The sequence below is a fragment of the Stenotrophomonas maltophilia group sp. RNC7 genome, from assembly GCF_030910085.1.
Lineage (GTDB): Bacteria > Pseudomonadota > Gammaproteobacteria > Xanthomonadales > Xanthomonadaceae > Stenotrophomonas > Stenotrophomonas sepilia.
Genome location: NZ_JAVFVN010000794.1, coordinates 1 through 19,474, shown reverse-complemented (window position 1 = coordinate 19,474; position 19,474 = coordinate 1). Strand labels below are relative to the sequence as shown.

At 66.9% G+C, this 19,474-nt stretch carries 16 protein-coding genes and 4 tRNA genes; 15 read left to right on the top strand and 5 right to left on the bottom strand.

Annotated features, from left to right (window positions below):
• Nucleotides 1-524: 524 nt before the first annotated feature.
• The 4 genes from ppk2 to hemA are packed head-to-tail and all read right to left on the bottom strand — an operon-like array spanning nucleotide 525 to nucleotide 5,409.
• Nucleotides 525-1,307, bottom strand: coding sequence for a polyphosphate kinase 2 (ppk2, locus tag RCF13_RS19300; protein WP_049439764.1), 783 nt, complete (start codon nucleotides 1,305-1,307; stop codon nucleotides 525-527).
• Between the two features lie 46 nt (nucleotides 1,308-1,353).
• Complete coding sequence (locus RCF13_RS19295; protein WP_231352560.1) at nucleotides 1,354-3,060, bottom strand: tetratricopeptide repeat protein; 1,707 nt, start codon at nucleotides 3,058-3,060, stop codon at nucleotides 1,354-1,356.
• Between the two features lie 5 nt (nucleotides 3,061-3,065).
• Entirely contained in the window at nucleotides 3,066-4,148 is a 1,083-nt protein-coding gene (gene prfA, locus RCF13_RS19290) for a peptide chain release factor 1 (protein WP_005415394.1), read from the bottom strand.
• Entirely contained in the window at nucleotides 4,126-5,409 is a 1,284-nt protein-coding gene (hemA, locus tag RCF13_RS19285; RefSeq protein ID WP_231352561.1) for a glutamyl-tRNA reductase, read from the bottom strand. The genes prfA and hemA overlap by 23 nt, the downstream gene beginning before the upstream one ends.
• Before the next feature lie 63 nt (nucleotides 5,410-5,472).
• Between hemA and RCF13_RS19280 the strand changes: the two genes are divergently transcribed.
• From RCF13_RS19280 to ychF, 9 genes are all read left to right on the top strand, one after another.
• Nucleotides 5,473-7,158, top strand: coding sequence for a tetratricopeptide repeat protein (locus RCF13_RS19280; RefSeq protein ID WP_172412111.1), 1,686 nt, complete (start codon nucleotides 5,473-5,475; stop codon nucleotides 7,156-7,158).
• Entirely contained in the window at nucleotides 7,155-7,814 is a 660-nt protein-coding gene (gene lolB, locus RCF13_RS19275; protein ID WP_134968931.1) for a lipoprotein insertase outer membrane protein LolB, read from the top strand. The genes RCF13_RS19280 and lolB overlap by 4 nt, the downstream gene beginning before the upstream one ends.
• Complete coding sequence (gene ispE, locus RCF13_RS19270) at nucleotides 7,811-8,680, top strand: 4-(cytidine 5'-diphospho)-2-C-methyl-D-erythritol kinase (RefSeq protein WP_231352562.1); 870 nt, start codon at nucleotides 7,811-7,813, stop codon at nucleotides 8,678-8,680. Before lolB ends, ispE begins: the two co-directional genes overlap by 4 nt.
• Before the next feature lie 11 nt (nucleotides 8,681-8,691).
• A tRNA-Gln gene (locus tag RCF13_RS19265) sits at nucleotides 8,692-8,768 on the top strand.
• Between the two features lie 140 nt (nucleotides 8,769-8,908).
• Complete coding sequence (locus RCF13_RS19260) at nucleotides 8,909-9,868, top strand: ribose-phosphate diphosphokinase (protein ID WP_005415400.1); 960 nt, start codon at nucleotides 8,909-8,911, stop codon at nucleotides 9,866-9,868.
• Between the two features lie 110 nt (nucleotides 9,869-9,978).
• Complete coding sequence (locus RCF13_RS19255; protein WP_005408191.1) at nucleotides 9,979-10,596, top strand: 50S ribosomal protein L25/general stress protein Ctc; 618 nt, start codon at nucleotides 9,979-9,981, stop codon at nucleotides 10,594-10,596.
• Nucleotides 10,597-10,644: 48 nt separating this feature from the next.
• Nucleotides 10,645-11,223: an aminoacyl-tRNA hydrolase gene (pth, locus tag RCF13_RS19250; protein WP_134968932.1), complete on the top strand. Its 579-nt coding sequence runs from the start codon at nucleotides 10,645-10,647 to the stop codon at nucleotides 11,221-11,223.
• A 41-nt stretch (nucleotides 11,224-11,264) separates the two neighbouring features.
• The gene (locus tag RCF13_RS19245) at nucleotides 11,265-11,846 is read left to right on the top strand and encodes a DUF4375 domain-containing protein (protein ID WP_181357902.1); all 582 of its coding nucleotides are present in this window, start codon (nucleotides 11,265-11,267) and stop codon (nucleotides 11,844-11,846) included.
• A 98-nt stretch (nucleotides 11,847-11,944) separates the two neighbouring features.
• Entirely contained in the window at nucleotides 11,945-13,036 is a 1,092-nt protein-coding gene (gene ychF / locus RCF13_RS19240) for a redox-regulated ATPase YchF (protein ID WP_134968934.1), read from the top strand.
• A 609-nt stretch (nucleotides 13,037-13,645) separates the two neighbouring features.
• Here the strand turns inward: ychF and RCF13_RS19235 are convergent.
• On the bottom strand, nucleotides 13,646-16,384 hold the full coding sequence (locus RCF13_RS19235; RefSeq protein WP_134968935.1) for a TonB-dependent receptor: 2,739 nt from the start codon (nucleotides 16,382-16,384) through the stop codon (nucleotides 13,646-13,648).
• 170 nt (nucleotides 16,385-16,554) lie between these two features.
• On the opposite strand from RCF13_RS19235, the gene RCF13_RS19230 reads away from it, so the two are divergent.
• The 6 genes from RCF13_RS19230 to RCF13_RS19205 all read left to right on the top strand — a co-directional run.
• Nucleotides 16,555-17,574: a cyanophycinase gene (locus RCF13_RS19230; RefSeq protein ID WP_111202210.1), complete on the top strand. Its 1,020-nt coding sequence runs from the start codon at nucleotides 16,555-16,557 to the stop codon at nucleotides 17,572-17,574.
• Between the two features lie 138 nt (nucleotides 17,575-17,712).
• Nucleotides 17,713-18,729, top strand: a complete 1,017-nt coding sequence (locus RCF13_RS19225) for an isoaspartyl peptidase/L-asparaginase (protein WP_082783363.1) — start codon at nucleotides 17,713-17,715, stop codon at nucleotides 18,727-18,729.
• Nucleotides 18,730-18,866: 137 nt separating this feature from the next.
• A tRNA-Tyr gene (locus tag RCF13_RS19220) sits at nucleotides 18,867-18,952 on the top strand.
• A 24-nt stretch (nucleotides 18,953-18,976) separates the two neighbouring features.
• A tRNA-Gly gene (locus RCF13_RS19215) sits at nucleotides 18,977-19,050 on the top strand.
• A 49-nt stretch (nucleotides 19,051-19,099) separates the two neighbouring features.
• A tRNA-Thr gene (locus tag RCF13_RS19210) sits at nucleotides 19,100-19,175 on the top strand.
• Nucleotides 19,176-19,216: 41 nt separating this feature from the next.
• The coding region (locus RCF13_RS19205; protein ID WP_308140924.1) for a GTP-binding protein at nucleotides 19,217-19,474 on the top strand (258 nt) is incomplete at its 3' end.

The following is a 19,474-nucleotide window of genomic DNA, read 5'->3' as shown; positions in this document are numbered from 1 at the left end:
GTAGTGCCGGCCGCTGGCCGGCAGCAACAGCAACAGCCGAAGCAACAGCAACAGCGGGCTATCCGTGGGATGGCGGGGGGGGGGGGGGGGGGGGGGGGGGGGGGGGGGGGGGGGGGCGGCGGGGGGGGGGGCCGGCGGCGCCCCCCCGCCCCCCCCCCCCCCCCGCCCCCCCCCCCCCCCCCCCCCCCCCCCGCCCCACCTCTGACAGATTCCTCATGTCTGGTAGATCCACGCCATGCGTGGATGATTCTCCAGACAAATCGAATATTTCGAATTGAATTCGAAGAGCATCCACACATGGTGTGGATCACCGACAGATCGCGGAAATCTGTCGAAGGCGGGGTGGGGCCGGGTGCGGGGGCGTGAGCCGCATGGATGCGGCGACCGAGCTTGCATGGACGTACTTGCAGCGCCCCCCGCACCCGGACCCGCCCCGCCATCCCGCAGGAAGCCCGCCGTTGCTGTTGCTGTTGCCGTTGCTCTGGCTTCGGCAGGTGCAGGGCCGCAGGCCCTGCCGACCAACCCTATCCCTCGACCGGGAAGTCCTCGATCGGCTTCAGCACATCGTAGTGCTCGCGATGCAGCTTGCCCTTCAGCTTCGGCAGCTCCGGCAACGGTGCATCCACCCGCGTATCCGGCAACCGGTCCAGCAGGTTTCGCACCAGGGTCAGCCGGCCCAGCCGCTGGTCGTTGAAATCCACCAGTGTCCACGGCGCCGCCTCGCGATGCGTCGCACGCAGCATCGCCTCGCGGGCCTCGGTGTACGCGCTGTACTTGCTGCGTGATTTCAGGTCGACCGGTGAGAGCTTCCAGCCCTTCAGCGGATCGAGATGGCGTTCGGCGAAGCGCTTTTCCTGCTGCTCCTGGTCCACGCACAACCAGTACTTGAACAGCAGGATGCCGTCGTCCACCAGCAGCTGTTCGAACACCGGCGCCTGGCGCAGGAACTGCTGGTACTCGGTTTCGCTGCAATAACCCATCACCCGTTCAACACCGGCACGGTTGTACCAGCTGCGGTCCATCAGCACGATCTCGCCGGCGGCGGGAAGATGCGCGGCGTAACGCTGGAAGTACCACTGCGTGGCTTCGCGGTCGGTGGGCTTGGGCAGCGCCACCACCCGGCATTGGCGCGGGTTGAGATGCTGGCTGATGGCCTGGATCGCACCGCCCTTGCCGGCTGTATCGCGGCCTTCGAACAGCACCAGCAGGCGTTGCCCGCTGTACTGAACCCAGCGCGCCATTGCAGTCAGTTCCAGCTGCAGCGGCAGCAGCAGTTCGTCGTAGTCCTTGCGCTTGAGCTTGGCCATCGTCACACCACGCGGGGAGGAATCCCGAGCGTAGCGCAGGGATCGCTCAGGCGATGTCGAGGCCCTGCCAGCCCTGTTCGCCCGCCAGATGCTGCAGCAGCGCCGAAAGGTCGTGGGCAAATCCGGCCATGTCGAACAGGCCACTGTCTTCGCGTGCCTGCGCCAGTTCGGCTCGCAACGCTGCCAGCGCCGCCGGGTTGTTGCCCAGCGCGCTGGCGGTGGCGATGAACGCCGCATCGTCGGCAACGTTCATCCGCGAAAGACCCAGATGATGGTTGAGGCTGCCGGCCACGCGCGCGGCGAAGGTATCGCCCGGGCAGGTCAGTACCGGGCAGCCGGCCCACAGCGCATCGGAGGCGGTGGTGTGCGCGTTGTAGGGATGTGTGTCGAGGAACAGGTCGGCCAGCTGATAGCGGGCCAGGTACTGCGGATGCGGCAGCTTGGTCATGAACACCAGGCGCGCCGGATCCAGGCCGGCGGCCTGCGCGGCCGCACGCAGGCGCGCATCGGCCTTGCCGGGCCCGGACAGCAGCCACAGCACGCTGCCGGGCACGGCCTGAAGCACCGCGAAGGCGCGGCCCATGCTGCGCGGGTTGAGCTTGTAGCTGTTGTTGAAGCAGCAGAACACCACGCCGTGTTCGGGCAGCCCGCACTCGGCGCGGGACGGTGCCGGTTCCAGTACGCGGGTGTTGTCCGAGGGCTGGAACGCACGTGGCAGGCGCAGGACGCGTTCGCTGAAGTGAGGTTCCAGCGATGCCGGCAGCACGAATTCGTCGGCGACCACGGCATCCAGCCAGCGCGCACCTGATGTGCCGGGGTAGGCCAGCCAGTTCAGCTGCAACGGGGACGGGCGCATGGCCAGCACTTCGGGCGTGCCGCCGCCCCCCCAGCCGCGCAGGTCGAACAGCAGGTCGATGCCCTGTGCACGGATGCGGGCCGCGATGTCGGCATGCCGCAGTGCGGCCACGTCATGCAGGCGGGCCGCAGCCTGCAGGCGTTCGCGGATGCGGCTGCCATCGGCGCGGTTCAGCGCGAACAGGTGCAGCTGCAGCGCCGGGTCAGGGCGCAGGTGTTCGAGCAGGGCCACGGTCAGCAGCCCGGTGGGATGGGCGCCGAAGCCATTGGAGAGGAAGCCGACGCGCAACGCGCCGTGCTCGCGAACCTTCACTGCAGGAAGGGGGCGCACCGCCGACGCAACGACCGCGGCGCGTGCGCGCGCACAGGCCAACTGCTCCGCAGCGCTGGCGTCTTCGTTGAGGAAGGCGAAGGGTTCCACCGCGCCCTGACCCGCGGCGAGCGCGTTGCGCACCTGCGCAGCCAGCGTGTCCACGTCCTGCCAGTCGCACAGGCGGCGCTGCCAGGCCAGGCGCTGGGCCGCGATGTAGGGTTCGCCCGGCATCAGCGCATGCGCGCGGCGATAGGCCGTCGCCGCCCCTTCGGCGTCATCGGCATCTTCCAGCGCGTGGCCCAGCCACAACGCGATGCCCGGGTGCTGCGGGGCCAATGCCGAGGCCTGGCCGAGCAGCTTCGCCGCGTCGGCGTGCGCGCCGGCCATCCACGCCACGCGCCCCAGCCGCGCCAGCGCTTCGGGGTGGTTGGGGCGCAGCTGCAGGGCACGTCGTGCGGCCTGCTCGCCGGCAGCGATGTCGCCGGCTTCCAGTTCCAGGTCGGCCAGCATCACCCAGGCGACGAAGTCGCCGGGCTGGCGTGCGATCGCCTGCTGCAGGTGCTGCCGCTGCTGCCAGGCCGTCATCGTGCTCAGCCCGCCGACAGCTGGGCCAGGGCGTCGACCTGGTGTTCGTGGCTGAGCCGCTGCAGCAGCGGGTCGAGGTCACCGGCCAGGATGTTGGGCAGGTCGTACAACGTCAGGCCTTCCACGCGGTGGTCGGTGATCCGGCCCTGCGGGAAGTTGTAGGTGCGGATGCGCTGGCTGCGATCGCCGCTGCCGACCTGCAGGCGCCTCGACTCGGCCTGTGCCGCGTCCTGGCGCTGGCGCTCGGCATCGAGCAGCTGCGCCTTCAGGCGCTTCATCGCCTTGTCGCGGTTGGCGTGCTGGCTGCGCTCGGTCTGGCACTCCACCACCACGCCGGTTGGCACGTGGGTGATGCGGATCGCGGACTCGGTCTTGTTGACGTGCTGGCCACCGGCACCGGACGAGCGGAACGTATCCACCTTCAGGTCGGCCGGGTTGATGACGATGTCATCGACTTCGTCGGCCTCGGGAATGATTGCCACGGTCGCGGCCGAGGTATGGATGCGGCCCTGCGATTCGGTGGCCGGCACGCGCTGCACGCGGTGCGTGCCCGATTCGAACTTCAGGCGCGAGAACGCACCACGGCCGACCACACGCGCCACCACTTCCTTGTAGCCGCCATGCTCGCCGGGGTTGTCCGATTCGATCTCGACCTTCCAGCCCTGGCGCTCGGCATAGCGGGCGTACATGCGGAACAGGTCGCCGGCGAAGATCGCGGCTTCGTCGCCGCCGGTGCCGGCGCGCACTTCCAGGAACAGGTTGCCTTCGTCGCGCGGATCGCGCGGCACCAGCAGCAGCGCCAGCTCCTGCTCCAGTTCCTGCAGGCGCGCCTGTGCAGCAGCGATTTCCTCGTCGGCCAGCTCGCGCAGGTCGGGGTCGGCGCGCATGCCTTCGGCGGCGGCCAGGTCGGCCTTGGCACGGGCTTCATCGGCGAGCGCGGCAGCGACCGGCTCCAGTTGGGCGAATTCGCGCGAAAGGTCGCGGAAACGGGTGTTGTCGGCGACCACATCGGGTTCGGCGAGCAGGCGTTCCAGTTCTTCGCGGCGCTCGGCCAGCGCTTCCAGCTTACGGCGCAGGGTCGGCGTCATCGGGTCTCACGGGTGGGTGGCGGTAGCCCGGCGTGGCCGGGAACAGGCGCGCGGCGGCGCGGGTCAGGTCGGCATCGCCACTCAGCGCGGCGGCGCGCAGTGCGGCGGTCGGCGGATGCAGCAGGCGGTTGGTCAGGCCGTGCGCCAGCAGTTCCAGCACTTCGTCGGCGGGCTTGCCGTTGGCCAGCTGCTGGCGTGCGCGCTCAAGCAACTCGGCGCGGGTGGCCTCGCCGAACGCACGCAGCTGCCGCAAAGGCGCCTGATGGGCACTGGCCTGCTGGGTCTCGACGTAACGCGATACCTGCAGGTCGATGATCGCCTCGGCTTCGGCGGCGGCCTCGCGGCGGCCACGGCGGTTGTCTTCCACCGCGCGTTCCAGGTCATCGACGGTGTAGAGGAAGGCATCGTTGAGCGTGCCGACCTCGGCTTCGATGTCGCGCGGAACGGCCAGGTCGAACAGCAGCATCGGCTTGTGCCGGCGGGCGCGCAGGGCCTTGGCCACCATCTCGCGATGGATCACCGGCTCGCGCGCGGCGGTGGCCGAGAACACCACGTCGGCCTCGCCCAGGTGGCGGTCCAGTTCGGTCAGCGGCAGGGCCACGCCGCCGTGGCGGCTGGCCAGTTCCTGCGCGTGGGCCAGGGTGCGGTTGGCGATCAGCAGCCGCCGCACCTTGCCTTCGCTCAGGTGCCGTGCAGCCAGCTCGATGGTCTCGCCGGCACCGACCAGCAGCACGGTGGAGTCGTCCAGCCGGGCGAACGCGTTCTGCGCCAGGCGCACCGCGGCCGACGCCACCGATACCGGGTTGGCACCGACCTGGGTATCGGTGCGCGCCCGCTTGGCCACCGAGAAGGTCTGCTGGAACAGGCGGTCCAGGCGCTGGCCGAGCAGGCCATGGTCGCGCGCGGTCGACCAGGCGTCCTTCACCTGGCCGAGGATCTGCGGTTCGCCCAGCACCATCGAATCCAGCCCGGTGGCGACCCGGAACAGGTGGCGCACAGCCTCGGCATCGGCATGCTGGTACAGATAACCCTGCAGGTCACCGGCCTGGCTGCGCAGCCACTGGTCCAGCGCCTGTGCCGACTCGGCCACGGCGTACAGCTCGGTGCGGTTGCAGGTGGACAGCAGGACCGCCTCGGCGATCTGCGGGGTATCGCGCAGCGAGCCCAGCGCACGCGGCAACGCCTCACCGGCGAAGGCCGCGCGCTCGCGCAGCTCCACCGGTGCGGTCTGGTGATTCAGTCCGAGCACCCACAGGGTCATTGTTCAGTTGCTTGCGATAAGCTGCTGGCCATTGGACGACATTTTAAGGCCCCGATGCCGACGATGCCCGCATTGATTCGCATCCCCAGTGTTCTGCTGCTGTCCCTGGCCTGCGCCCAGGCCCTGGCGGCGGTGCCGCCCAAGGCCCCCGTGCGGGCCGCGGCCACCGGGGAACTGGCGCTGGAGCCGGTGATGGCCGGTGAGTTCGCCCTGCAGGCCGGCAAGCTGGCCGAGGCCGCGCGCTGGTACCTGCAGGCCGCGCAGCAGACTGACGGCGATGCTGGCCTGGCCGAGCGCGCGACCCGTATCTCCATGCTTGCCAACGATGACGCCAGCGCCGCCAAGGGCCTGGCCCTGTGGCAGCAGCGCGCCCCGCGTTCGTTGACCATGCGCAGCGCCGCCGGTGCGCTGGCCATGCGCCAGGGCGATGTAAAGGCCGCCCGCACTGAATTGCAGGCGCTGCTGGCCGACCCCGACGAGCGCGGCTGGAAGTTCGCCCTGGCCGCGCTGATCGGCGGTGGCCGCGACCCGGCGGTGCCGGCGCAGGTGCTCGGCGAGCTGGTCGATGCCAATGCGATTCCACCGAAGATCGAGGCCTGGCAGGAGTTCGGCCGCCTCGCCCTGCGCATGGACAAGCCCGACCTGGCGCGGCGCATGATCGATGAAGTGGTCAGGCGCTTCCCCGAAGAACCGCGCGTAGCGTTGCTGCGTGCCAGCCAGCTGCAGCAGGCCGGCGAGACCGACAAGGCCTTGTCGCTGCTGCACGACGTCGAGCCGAAGACCCGGCAGGACCCCGAGCTGCGCAATGCGGTGGCCATCGCCTACGACAGCCTGGGGCAACCGGCTGCGGCCGAGCGCGTACTGGCATTCGGCCCGCAGGATGTGCAGACCTGGGGCATGCGCGCTTCACTGTTGGCCAAGCAGGGCGACAAGGCGGCGCTGTCCAACCTCTACAACGAACTGTCGCGGCAGGCGGCCAAGCCGGACCCCGCGCAGCGCTTGTTGCTGGGCAAGATCGCCGAATACCTGAAGCGCTATCCCGAGGCGGTGCAGTGGTACCACAGTGTGCCCGGCGGTGATGAGCTGAGCGAGGCGCGCCTGCGTGCGGCCAACGCCCAGGCCCTGGCCGGACGGCTGCCACAGGCACTGGATGAGGTGCACGCGATCCAGTCCGACGCGGTGGTCGATGATGATGTGCGCCGTGACGCGTATCTGCTGGAGGCCGAGCTGCGCCAGCGCGGCGATGACAGTGCTGGCGAACTGGATGCGCTGGCCCGCGGCCTGGCCGCCTACCCGGATGACAATGGCCTGCTGTACGCCCGCGCGCTCACCTGGGAGCGTCGTGACGATATTCCGCGCGCCGAGGCCGACCTGCGCAAGATCCTGGTGACCGATCCGGAAAACGTGCCGGCGCTGAACGCGCTGGGCTATACCCTGGCTGACCGCACCGGGCGCCTGCAGGAGGCGCTGGAGCTGATCGACCGCGCCCGCGTCGCCGAGCCGGACAACGCTGCCATCGTCGACAGCTATGGCTGGGTGCTGTATCGCCTGGGCCGCAAGGACGAAGCGCTGGTGCAGCTGCGCCGGGCCTGGACCCTGGCCAAGGACCCGGAGATTGCCGCCCATGTCGGCGAAGTGCTGTGGGTGCTGGGCAAGCATGACGAGGCCCGCCACTTCTTCGACGAAGCGGCCAAGCTCGACCCTGAAAACCGCGCGCTGCTGCGCGCCCGCGAGAAATTCAATCCATGAGTGTTTCCCTGATCCGGCCGCTGCTGTTGGCGGCTGCGACCCTGGCGGTGACCGCCTGTACCAGCGTGGGCACGCAGAAGACCCCGCCACCGGCGGTGGTCGAGACAGTTTCGGCCGAAGCGGCGCAGGCCGAAGCGGCGCGTGTGGCCGCCCTGCATGCACAGCCGGACTGGGCCTTCCAGGGCCGGGTCGCGGTCAGCAAGGGCAAGGACGGCGGCAGCGGTCGCATCGACTGGAAGCAGCAAGGCCGCCGCTACGTGGTGGAGTTGAGCGCGCCGGTGACCCGGCAGAGCTGGAAGCTGACCGGCGATACCCATTCCGAAGCTGGCCGCCTGGAAGGACTGGCGGGCGGCCCGCGCGACGGCGAGGACGCCCAGCAGCTGTTGCTGGAGGCGACCGGCTGGGACATTCCGGTCAACCAGTTGCCGGAGTGGATCCGTGGCCTGGTGGCCGGCGACGCCGCCGGCCCCGAGACGGTCGAACGCGACGGCGAAGGCCGGCCCCGCCGCATGCAGCAGATGGGCTGGCAGGTACAGTATCTGGACTGGTACCCGGCCGACGCCGGACGGCCGGCGCTGCCGCGCCGGATCGAGGCCAGCAATGGTGACGCCAAGGTGCGCCTGCTGGTGGACCAGTGGGGCCAGGTCACGCCATGAGCGGGGCAGTCGACGACGCGGGCTGGTCCTGGTGGCCGGCCCCGGCCAAGCTGAACCTGTTCCTGCACGTCACCGGCCGCCGGGCCGACGGCTACCACGAACTGCAGACCGTGTTCCGCCTGCTGGACTGGGGCGATCGCATCGGCCTGCGCCTGCGTGAAGACGGCCAGGTGCGCCGGCACGGCGAGGGCCTGGCGGGCGTGGCCGAGGCCGACGATCTGGCGGTACGTGCCGCGAAGCTGCTGAAAGAGTCGACCAATGTCGCGCAAGGTGCGGACATCATCGTTGAAAAGCATGTTTCAGCCGGTGGCGGCTTCGGTGGCGGCTCGTCCGATGCGGCCACGGTACTAGTGGTGCTGAACCGGCTCTGGCAGGCCGGGCTGGACGAAGAGGCGCTGGCCGCGCTGGGCCTGCGCCTGGGCGCCGACGTGCCGGTGTTCGTGCGCGGCCGCAACGCCTGGGCCGAAGGGGTGGGCGAGCGCCTGCAGCCGATCACGCTGGCGCCGGCCTGGTATGTGGTGGTCGAACCGGGCGTTCATGTTCCCACGCCGGCCCTGTTTGCAGACCCGGATTTGACGCGCGACAGCCCAGTGGCGAAAATAGAGGACTTCGCTTCCGGGACCCTGGTCGGGAACGCGTTCGAACCGGTGCTGCGCCGCCGTGAGCCTGCCGTCGAGGCAGCGCTTGCCGCGTTGAGCGACATCGGCACGGCGCGGCTGACCGGTTCGGGGAGTGGTTGTTTCGTCGAATTCGCGTCGCAGTCTGCTGCAGAGCAGGGACGGTCGAAATTGCCGAAGGAGTTGCGGGCAAGGGTGGCTGCGGGCGTTGCGCGTTCGCCACTGCTGGATGCACTCGAGCAACACTGATTTATCAATGCAGGGGCGTCGCCAAGAGGCCCAAGGCACCAGGTTTTGATCCTGGCATTCGTAGGTTCGAATCCTACCGCCCCTGCCAATAGCGGCTGTGTCCGCGCCTTCCAGCGCATCGCCCGCGCGGGACGTGGAAACAACCGCGGTGTTGTCAGCAGCAAGGGTCCATCCGGGTCCTTGCCGCCCCCGGATCCCCGCCACTCGTCCCCGCCCGAGACAATCATGATGCAAGAGTCCCCGAACCTGCTGGTCTTTTCCGGCAACGCCAACAAACGTCTGGCGCAGAACATCTGCAAGGAACTGGGGGTTCGCCCGGGCAAGGCGCTGGTCTCGCACTTCTCCGATGGCGAAGTGCAGGTGGAGATCGAAGAGAACGTCCGCAAGCAGGACGTGTTCGTGATCCAGCCGACCTGCGCGCCGAGCGCGGAAAACCTGATGGAACTGCTGGTGCTGATCGACGCGCTCAAGCGCGCATCGGTGGCCAGCGTGACCGCCGTGGTGCCGTACTTTGGCTACTCGCGCCAGGATCGCCGCATGCGCTCCTCGCGCGTGCCGATCACCGCCAAGCTGGCGGCGAAGATGTTCAGCACCGCGGGCGCTGATCGCGTGCTGACCGTCGACCTGCACGCCGACCAGATCCAGGGCTTCTTCGATATTCCGGTGGACAACGTGTATGCGTCCCCGCTGCTGCTGGCCGACATCTGGCGCGCCTACGGCACCGAGAACCTGATCGTCGTCTCGCCGGACGTGGGCGGCGTGGTCCGCGCCCGTGCGGTGGCCAAGCGCCTGGATGACGCCGACCTGGCGATCATCGACAAGCGCCGCCCGCGCGCCAACGTCTCCACCGTGATGAACATCATCGGTGACGTCGAAGGCAAGACCTGCGTGATGGTCGATGACATCGTCGATACCGCCGGCACCCTGTGCGCCGCTGCCGCTGCCCTGAAGGCGCGCGGTGCGCTCAAGGTCGCCGCCTACTGCACCCACGCGGTGCTGTCGGGCCCGGCGGTGGACAACATCACCAATTCCCAGCTCGACGAGCTGGTGGTGACCGACACCATCCCGCTGAAGGATGCCGCGCGGGTATGCAGCAAGATCCGCCAGCTGAGCGTGGCGGAGATGCTGGCCGAAACGATGCGCCGCATCGCCTTCGGCGAGTCGGTCAGCTCGCTGTACGTCGACTGAGTTTTTCGTCCCTGCCGGCAACGGCGGGGACATACCCCGGGTGCTTCTGGTCGCGGAAGCATCTTCAACCGCCACGCCGAAAGGCGAGGCAACAACCTGAGTAGTCGAAAATGTCGAAGACCCATGAAATCAAGGTCACCAAGCGTGAACTGCAGCGTAAGGGTGCGAGCCGCCGCCTGCGTCACGCGGGTGTGATCCCGGCCATCGTGTACGGCGGCAACGCCGAGCCGGTCGCCATCAGCCTGGACCACAACGAAATCTGGCTGGCCCAGCAGAACGAGTGGTTCTATGCCTCGATCCTGGACCTGAACCTGGACGGCCAGGTGCAGAAGGTCCTGCTGCGTGACATGCAGCGCCACCCGTACAAGCAGCTGATCATGCACCTGGACTTCCAGCGCGTGAACGAGAACGAAGCCCTGACCGCTTCGGTCCCGCTGCACTTCGTCAACGAAGACACCTCGCCGGCCGGCAAGGCTGCCGACGTCGTGGTCACCCACGAACTGAAGGAAGTGACCATCACCTGCCTGCCGAAGGACCTGCCGGAGTCGATCGAAGTCGACCTGGGCGAGCTGAAGGCCGGTGACGTGGTGTACCTGTCCGACATCAAGCTGCCGAAGGGCGTGGAAATCCCGGCCCTGGCGCTGGGCAAGGACCATGACGACGCCATCGTCACCGCCAAGGCCGGCAAGGCCGACGAGGCTGACGAAGAAGCGGCTGCCGCCGAGTAATACCGTTACGGTGCCTGCCTGCGGGCAGGCACCGTATTGGAAGGAACCATGGCAGGACTGCGACTGATCGTCGGTCTGGGCAATCCCGGATCGGAACACGCCCGGACCCGGCACAATGCCGGGTTTCATTTCGTTGAGGCCCTGGCGGAGAAAGCCGGTGCGCGATGGAATGTGGACAGCAAGCTGTTCGGTGAGACCGCCAAGGTCGAGATCGCCGGGCAGACGGTGTGGCTGCTCAAGCCCGCCACCTTCATGAACCTCAGCGGCAAGTCGGTCACCGCCGCACAGCGGTTCTGGAAGATCGAACCGGAAGAAACCCTGCTGGCCCACGACGAACTGGACCTGGCGCCCGGCGTGGCGCGGCTGAAGTTCGACGGCGGCCACGGTGGCCAGAACGGCCTGCGTGACACCATCCGCCTGCTCGGCCACGGCAAGTTCCATCGCCTGCGCGTGGGCATCGGCCATCCCGGCCACAAGGACCGCGTGGTGGGCTGGGTGCTCGGTCGCCCATCCAAGGAAGACGACGTGCTGATCGCGCGCGCCATCGACGATGCGATCGACGTGCTGCCGCTGGCGGTGCAGGGCGATTTCAACGAAGCGATGAAGCGGCTGCATACTCCGCGCTGACCATGACCGACCCGCGTACTCCCTGCACCGTGTGTGGCGCCATGATCCTGCTGGCGACGGCGGCCCGGAACGATGGGCTATGCATGCCGTGCCGGAATGGCACGCGGCAAAGCATGGAAGAGGCGAAGGTGCGAAACAAGGAAATGCGCGAAGAGCTGGACCGATACGAGAATTCCGCTGCGGGGCGCCACTGGAACTGGCTGGTGGAACAGGAAGGCGGTTCGGGCTGTGGATTCTCAGGAATGCTGACGCCAGATCAGCGCTACTTCGCGGTTTCGGTGACAAGTAGCGAAGTCTGGCGTGGCGGCATTGGTACGTACTTCGACAGTTACTCGGGTGCCTATTACGAAGAGACGCTCGCAGGTCTTGAAGAAATGGGGCTGGTCGAATTGGGCGACGTGCTCAAAGAAGCCAAGATGGTGCTGTTCGGTGACGACGCCGTGCCCAAGGACGAAGGTGTCCGGTGGGAGAAAATGTACGGTCAGCATAATGAGTTGCCGGATGGTGTCGAAGTTCTGCTGGACCGCTTGAGCCAGAGATTTTGTGAGACTGAGGAGAGGCTAGAGCTTTCTGCTGCACTGCAGGCCTATGCTGAGAAGCACAAGCTGTACGCTGCGTTCTAGCTTGGGCTACTGGAAGGACGATTGGGGATTGAGGGCATGCCCGCAGGCGAGCCTTGAATCCCGAATCATCCACTTACACTCAAACCCGGATTCAACCCATGGGTATCAAATGCGGCATCGTCGGCCTGCCCAACGTCGGCAAGTCGACCCTGTTCAATGCGCTGACCAAGGCGGGTATCGCCGCGGCGAACTTCCCGTTCTGCACCATCGAGCCGAACGTCGGCATCGTGCCGGTGCCGGATCCGCGCCTGAACGAGCTGGCGGGCATCATCAACCCGCAGAAGGTCATCCCGACCGCGGTCGAGTTCGTCGACATCGCCGGCCTCGTGGCCGGTGCCGCCAGCGGTGAAGGCCTGGGCAACAAGTTCCTGGCGCACATCCGCGAAGTCGATGCGATCACTCACGTGGTGCGCTGCTTCGAGCATGGCGACATCGTGCACGTGGCCGGCAAGGTCGATCCGATCTCGGACATCGAAACCATCGATACCGAGCTGGCGCTGGCCGACCTGGACAGCGTCGAGAAGGCACTGAACCGTGCCGAGCGTGCGGCCAAGGGCGGCGACAAGGATGCAGCGGCGCGCAAGCCGGTGCTGGCCAAGCTGCAGGCGGCACTGTCCGACGGCAAGGCCGGCCGCTCGGCCGGCCTGGACGAGGAAGAGAAGGCGCTGGTGCGCGACCTGTTCCTGCTGACCCTGAAGCCGGTGATGTACATCGCCAACGTGCTGGAAGACGGTTTCGAGAACAACCCGCACCTGGAAGCCGTGCGCGCGCATGCCGCCGCAGAAGGCGCGCAGGTGGTGCCGGTGTCGGCCGCGATCGAGGAAGAGCTGTCCCAGCTCGACGACGAAGACCGCGATACCTTCCTGGCCGACCTGGGCCTGAGCGAGCCGGGCCTGAACCGCGTGATCAATGCGGCCTACAGCCTGCTGGGCCTGCAGACCTACTTCACCGCAGGCGTGAAGGAAGTCCGCGCGTGGACGGTGCGCAAGGGTGCCACTGCCCCCCAGGCCGCCGCGGTCATCCACACCGACTTCGAGAAGGGCTTCATCCGCGCCGAAACCATCGCGTATGACGACTTCATCAAGTACAAGGGCGAAGCTGGCGCCAAGGAAGCCGGTCGCCTGCGCCTGGAAGGCAAGGAATACCGCGTGCAGGAAGGCGACATCCTGCACTTCCGCTTCAACGTCTGATCCGGCGGCAACGGATCGACCCCGGACGCCCCGCCTTGTGCGGGGCGTTCGCGTTTCCGGCGATGGACAAAAAATCACCACGCTGCGAAACGCTTGCGGCGTGACGTTCGCCGGCACTTGTCCACAGCAAACTCCCATCGCTTTCCACGCCAGGTGTGGAAAACCGACGAACCTGATGTAGAGCCGAGCCCATGCTCGGCTGATGCCAGCAGGAGCCGAGCGTGGGCTCGGCTCTCGCCCGCGTGACCTGGACAAATTTTCACCGCGCTTCGAAACGCCTGCGGTGCAATGCTCGCACCCACTTGTCCACATCAAGTTCCCATCGCTCTCCACGTACCGTGTGGAAAACAATCGGGGCCGTGGACAAAAAATCACCACGCCCGGAAATGCCTGTGAGACAAGGATCGCGCCCACTTGTCCACACCAAGTTCCCATCGCTTTCCACGTGCGGTGTGGAAAACCCGCGTGGCCCGCTCTGGTAGTCGCCCCACCTTGGTGGGCGCGTGGCATATCAGTGTCCACCAAGGTGGGCATCTACCAGAGCCAGGTTCCCAAACAACAAGGCCCGCCAATGGCGGGCCCCGTCGTCCACGTCCTGCGTAACCGCGCTTACAATGCGCTGCCACCGAACTTGTGGGTGTACTGCAGGTTGATCGTGCGGCCGACGCTGTCGAACCAGGACACGTCGTAGTACGGGTAAGCGGTGTACGTACGGTCCTTCGGCGGCATCTTGTTGAACACATTGACCACCGACAGCGACAGGCGCGCGTGGTCGTCGAAGCGGTACTGCAGCGACGCGTTGTAGCGGTAGGTCGCCTTGATGTACGGGCTGTCACCGCTGTCCCACTCGAAGATCTGGTCGTAGCTGTCCGAGGTCGGCAGCTTGCCCAGGCGCGAGCCATAGACCGTGGCCGACCACGCATCCTTCTCCCAGGTCACGCTCAGGCTGGTCTTGGTGCGCGGAATGTCGAAACCGCTGTTGACCGCGAACTGATCTTCGACGGGGTCACCGGGGTAGCGCTGGAAGTCGTGCTTCTTCACCCAGGTGTGCGTGCCGTTGAGGACGAAGTCGCCGATGCCGGTCTGCAGGCGGTAGCGCAGGCCGACGTCGATGCCGGAGGTAGATTCGCGGGCGACGTTGATCGGGGCGACACGCACGCCGTACAGGCGGCCATCACTGGTGCGGGTGATGCGGTCGAGCGCGTCCACGCAGGTCGGCGAGTTGATGTCGGCAGTACCCAGGCGGCAGTTCGCTTCACTGGCCAGTATCGCGCGCACGTCCATGTCCTGCACCTGGTTGCGCATGTCGATGTCGAACCAGTCCACCGACAGGTCCAGGCCGATCGCCGGCGACCAGACGAAGCCGGCGCTCCACGAGGTGCTGGTTTCCGGGTCGAGCTGGCGGTTGCCGGTGCGGCTGCGGATCAGGTTGCGCTCGTAATCGGAACAGTCGCTGGCTTCCTCAAGGCGGCAGGTGTACAGATCCTCGGCGCTGGTCTCGTCGTTGCCCGGTCCGGCAAACACATAGTGCAGGTCCGGTGCACGGAATGCGGTGCCGTAGGAGCCGCGCACCAGCAGGGTATCGATCGGGCGCCATTCCAGGCCGCCGCTCCAGGTCGCCTTGCCGATGGTGTGGCCGGAATAGCGGTACTGGTCGTAGCGGCCCGCCACGCTCAGGTTGACCGTCTCGTGCAGCGGCATGCGCAGCTCCGCAGCCGTCGCCCAGCGGTTGCGCGAACCGTTGCCGCCCGAATCCTTCCAGCTGTAGTAGTAGTACTGGGTCGCCAGCGGATCGGGATTCAGCGAGTACGCCTGCTGGCCCACTTCCACGGTCGCGGCGAAGCCGGCGTCACCGCCCGGCAGGCCGAACAGCGTGGAATTGGTCAGCGTGAACGCGGCCGTCTCGGTCCGCGACTTCGGGGTGTAAGTGGTACGCGCCGCGATCGAGTCGTACTCGGCGCGGGTCAGTGGACGGTACAGCCGTGACGGATCGGCGTTGTAGACCGGGAAACCGTCGTCGTCCACGCCCAGCTGCGGGCCCAGGAACAGGTCATTGGCCTTGGCGGCAATGATCTGTGCCCAGCTGATGCGCGACTGGTACTGCGAATGGCTCAACGCCGCTTCGTAATCCCAGTTGCCAATCAGGTTGCCCTTGAAGCCGGTGGTCACGCTGAAGGTCTTCTGCGTGCTGCGCACCATGGCGTTGCGCAGGCCGCCCATTTCCTCGGGCGAGAACTGGCGCTGCCAGAACTCGATCTCGCCAGTGGCTTCGTTGTTGAAGTAGCCCGACTCATCACCGTTGGCATCCATGCGGCCCCACTGGGTGACGTCGCGCATCAGCGACATCGTGTGGTAGCCCAGCTGCACATCGGCGAACCACTGCTGGCCGTTGTCGAAGTCGTAGCTCAGCGACGCGTAGCCATTGGCGCCGCGACGCTTGCTGAGGATGGTGCCGTAGCCGATCGAGCTGTCGCTGCCGCAGTAGTAGCCGTAGCGCGGGCGGTACGCGCGGTAGGTGCTGCCCTGATTCTGCCCGGCCAGCGCTTCGCAGGTGGCCGTACCCGGATCCAGGTAGTCGTCGTTGTAGTCCGTGCGCAGGTAAGCGCGGCGGGCGATGCGCGAGCCCTCGGTGGGGCCGTCCTGGGTCGAATCCTGGATGTCGCGCTCGTACGCCCACAGCGGGCGCTGCGACTGCAGCTCGACGCTGTACACCGCGTTGAAATTGCCGCGGCTGAAACCGCTGGCCAGGCTCATGTCGAACGAGTCGCCACCGCCTTCGCTGGTGGTGCCCATGCGCATGTCGATCGTGGTGCCGTCGGCCTTCTTCTTCAGGATGAAGTTGACCACGCCGGCGATCGCGTCCGAGCCGTAGATGGCCGAGGCGCTGCCGGTCAGCACTTCGATGCGCTCGATCATGCCCAGCGGGATGTTGGAGACATCGGTGAAGTTGCTGCGGCCCTTGAACGGCATCGGGAAATCGGCAATGCGCCGGCCATTGACCAGCACCAGCGTGTGGTTCGGGCCCAGGCCGCGCAGGTCCACCTGCTGGGCGCCCGGCGAGAAGTCGGCGCCACTGGAAGACTGCTGGCTCTGCGTCTCACCGCCGTTCTGGGTCATTGCACGCAGTACGTCCGGCACGCTGGTGAAGCCACTGGAGCGGATCTGCTCGGCATTGATCACCGTGATCGGAGCGGGGCCTTCCACCTGGGCGCGCGGAATGCGCGAGCCGGTGACCTGCACCGCGTCCAGTTGTTGCACCGAAGAGGAAGCCGGTGCCTGGGCCGCCGCGGAAGCAGCCACGCCCATCAACGCCAGCTGGATCGAGCACGCTATCGCCTGTCTACGCATGAAGAATTCTCGGAAATGAAGCCGGCCCGCAGAGGAGGGGCCCTGTCCCCCATTCAGACTTCCGGAATGGGCGCGCGCATTTAACGCCTTTTTCATGTCCTTGACTACTGGGCCCCTATCTGGCAAAGAGTGAAAACGCTTGCAACTCGATTTTGTTCAGGGAGATCAAGATGCGACGCCTCGACCGGACCCTGCCTGGCCCCTTCGCTTGGCTGGCGCTGCTGGTGCTGGGCTGGCCACTGGCCGCGCCCGCGCAGGACCTGCAGGGCCCCGGCTTCGCCTATTACGAAGTCGGCGATCTGGAATCCCCGCGTCCCGGTCCGCGCGCGCCCGCCATGATGCTGATGGGCGGTGGCGAGTGGGTGCCGGAGGCGTTCCAGTGGTGGCTGAAGCAGGCCGGCAATGGCCGTGTGCTGATTCTGCGCGCCTCCGGTGGCGACGAACTGCAGGACCGCCTGTACCGCGAGATTGGCGGCACCACCGCAGTGCAGACCCTGGTCTTCGACAGCCGCCGCGGTGCCGATGATCCGGCGGTGCTGCGCGTGGTCGCCGCGGCCGATGCCATCTTCATTGCCGGCGGCGACCAGTCCCGCTATATCCGCTTCTGGAAGGGCACCGCACTCAACCGTGCACTCAACGCCCATGTGCGCGCCGGCAAGCCGATTGCCGGTACCAGCGCTGGCCTGGCCATCCTCGGCGGCTATGCCTATGGCGCCATGGATGGCGGCAGCATCACCTCGGCCGGTGCGCTGGCCGACCCGATGGGCAGTGCCGTGACTCTGGACAGCGGCTTCCTGCAGATGCCCTACCTGCAGCGCGTGGTCACCGACACCCATTTCGACAAGCGGGACCGGCTCGGCCGCCTGATCGTGTTCGTGGCACGTGCCGCCCAGGACAGCGGCGACCCTGACATCGTCGGCATCGGCGTCGATGAGGACACCGCCCTGTGCGTTGAGCCCGATGGCCGGGCCCAGGTCTACAGCGCAGATGGCGAAGGCAAGGTCTGGGTGGTCAGCCCCGGCCGCGACGCCGATCGCCTGGTGGAGGGGGAACCGCTGCGCTTCCATGCGGTGCCGGTGACGGTGGTCGCCAGCGGCAGCCGCATGCGGCTGGATGATTTCCAGGCCGAGGCCGATTACCAGGCCGTGGCCGACGTCAGCGATGGCGAGATCGAAGTCATCCGCCAGTGACCCGGCGATCCTGTGGCCACGCATGGGATGCTGTAGAGCCGAGCCCGCGCTCGGCTGCTCTTCAATCGAGGCATCAGCCGAGCATGGGCTCGGCTCTACGATGATGCCTCCCTTGCCCACCTGCTGGAGACGTATCCGATGAAACTGCGCCTGGCGCTGTCTATGCTGCTGTCCCTGCCCATGCTTGCCCAGGCCGCACCGGCCGCTTCACCGCTGCTGGTCATCCACGGCGGCGCCGGCGTCGAGCGCAAGGACCTGTCGCCGGCTGAGGAGAAGGCTGCGCGCGGCGCGTTGCGCGCGGCGCTGCTGAAGGGCCATGCCGAACTAGCGGCCGGTCGCCCGGCGCTTGCAGCCGTCACTGCGGCAATCACCGTGCTGGAGGACGATCCGACCTTCAACGCCGGCAAGGGTGCGGTGTTCACCCATGACGGCCACAACGAACTGGATGCCGCGGTGATGGATGGCGCCACCCAGGCTGCAGGTGCGGTGGCCGGCGTGCAGCGGGTGCGCAACCCGATCCTGCTGGCCCAGACCGTGATGCAGAAGTCCAGGCACGTGATGATGGTCGGGCAGGGGGCCGAGGCGTTCGCGGTGGAGCAGGGCATCAGCCTGGTCGATCCATCCTATTTCCGTACCGACAAGCGCTGGCAGCAACTGCAGCGCGCATTGAAGGAAGAGGCCCGTGGCCAGGCGCACGCCGACCTGGAGACCGCAAGGCACTTCGGCACGGTGGGCGCGGTTGCGCTGGATGCGCAGGGGCAGCTTGCTGCCGGCACCTCCACCGGTGGCATGACCAACAAGCGCTATGGCCGTGTGGGCGATTCGCCGATCATCGGCGCCGGTACCTGGGCCGACGCGGGCTGCGCGGTATCGGGCACCGGGTGGGGCGAGTACTACATCCGGACTGCGGCCGCGCACGAGATCTGTGCACGCATGCGCTACCAGCGGCAGACGCCGGAGCAGGCCGGCAGGGGCGTGATCAACGAGATGATTCCGAAGATGGGCGGCGACGGCGGCGCGATCGTGCTTGCCGCAGACGGAAAAATGGCCATGCCGTTCAACACCCAGGGCATGTATCGGGGCTGGATTGGCGCCGATGGCGTCCCCCATGTCGCAATTTTCGCCAGCGAGACCCTGCCGGTCCCTGGGCAATAACCTTGCGTATCAATGGGTTTGCGACAACGTGTGAAAAAGATGGAAAAAAGCGTTGACAGCCCCCCGCCTGATCAGCAGAATAAGCGGCTCACCACCACACACCGCAACGCTTCGGCGGCAACGGGTTGGGGTGGTAAGGAGGGATACCCAAGCGGCCAACGGGGGCAGACTGTAAATCTGCTGGCTTACGCCTTCGGTGGTTCGAATCCACCTCCCTCCACCAGTTTCACGTTGTGACATTCCCGGCGCGGGAGTAGTTCAATGGTAGAACCTCAGCCTTCCAAGCTGATGGTGCGGGTTCGATTCCCGTCTCCCGCTCCATTGAATGAACTTTGAATATTATCGAGTTCATGTCATAATGCAAAACTCGGCTCACGTAGCTCAGTCGGTAGAGCACTTCCTTGGTAAGGAAGAGGTCGAAGGTTCGATTCCTTTCGTGAGCACCATCTCAAGCATCACCTCTCAGACGAATTCGAGATAAGCAGCCATGGCCAAGGGTAAGTTCGAGCGCACCAAGCCGCACGTCAACGTCGGCACCATCGGTCACGTCGACCACGGCAAGACCACGCTGACCGCCGCACTGACCAAGATCGGTGCCGAGCGCTTCGGTGGCGAGTTCAAGGACTACTCCTCGATCGACGCCGCGCCGGAAGAAAAGGCGCGTGGCATCACGATCTCGACCGCGCACGTCGAATACGAATCCCCGATCCGTCACTACGCCCACGTTGACTGCCCGGGCCACGCT

What these genes read in the sequence shown, in the direction of transcription:
- RCF13_RS19245 (WP_181357902.1), top strand. Translation starts at nt 11,265, where the DNA reads ATGATCCTGCTGGCGACGGCGGCCCGGAACGATGGGCTATGCATGCCG.
- RCF13_RS19295 (WP_231352560.1), bottom strand. Translation starts at nt 3,060, where the DNA reads ATGACGGCCTGGCAGCAGCGGCAGCACCTGCAGCAGGCGATCGCACGC.
- RCF13_RS19280 (WP_172412111.1), top strand. Translation starts at nt 5,473, where the DNA reads ATGCCCGCATTGATTCGCATCCCCAGTGTTCTGCTGCTGTCCCTGGCC.
- RCF13_RS19225 (WP_082783363.1), top strand. Translation starts at nt 17,713, where the DNA reads ATGAAACTGCGCCTGGCGCTGTCTATGCTGCTGTCCCTGCCCATGCTT.
- ppk2 (WP_049439764.1), bottom strand. Translation starts at nt 1,307, where the DNA reads ATGGCCAAGCTCAAGCGCAAGGACTACGACGAACTGCTGCTGCCGCTG.
- ispE (WP_231352562.1), top strand. Translation starts at nt 7,811, where the DNA reads ATGAGCGGGGCAGTCGACGACGCGGGCTGGTCCTGGTGGCCGGCCCCG.
- RCF13_RS19255 (WP_005408191.1), top strand. Translation starts at nt 9,979, where the DNA reads ATGTCGAAGACCCATGAAATCAAGGTCACCAAGCGTGAACTGCAGCGT.
- RCF13_RS19235 (WP_134968935.1), bottom strand. Translation starts at nt 16,384, where the DNA reads ATGCGTAGACAGGCGATAGCGTGCTCGATCCAGCTGGCGTTGATGGGC.
- pth (WP_134968932.1), top strand. Translation starts at nt 10,645, where the DNA reads ATGGCAGGACTGCGACTGATCGTCGGTCTGGGCAATCCCGGATCGGAA.
- RCF13_RS19230 (WP_111202210.1), top strand. Translation starts at nt 16,555, where the DNA reads ATGCGACGCCTCGACCGGACCCTGCCTGGCCCCTTCGCTTGGCTGGCG.
- hemA (WP_231352561.1), bottom strand. Translation starts at nt 5,409, where the DNA reads ATGACCCTGTGGGTGCTCGGACTGAATCACCAGACCGCACCGGTGGAG.
- RCF13_RS19260 (WP_005415400.1), top strand. Translation starts at nt 8,909, where the DNA reads ATGCAAGAGTCCCCGAACCTGCTGGTCTTTTCCGGCAACGCCAACAAA.
- ychF (WP_134968934.1), top strand. Translation starts at nt 11,945, where the DNA reads ATGGGTATCAAATGCGGCATCGTCGGCCTGCCCAACGTCGGCAAGTCG.
- prfA (WP_005415394.1), bottom strand. Translation starts at nt 4,148, where the DNA reads ATGACGCCGACCCTGCGCCGTAAGCTGGAAGCGCTGGCCGAGCGCCGC.
- lolB (WP_134968931.1), top strand. Translation starts at nt 7,155, where the DNA reads ATGAGTGTTTCCCTGATCCGGCCGCTGCTGTTGGCGGCTGCGACCCTG.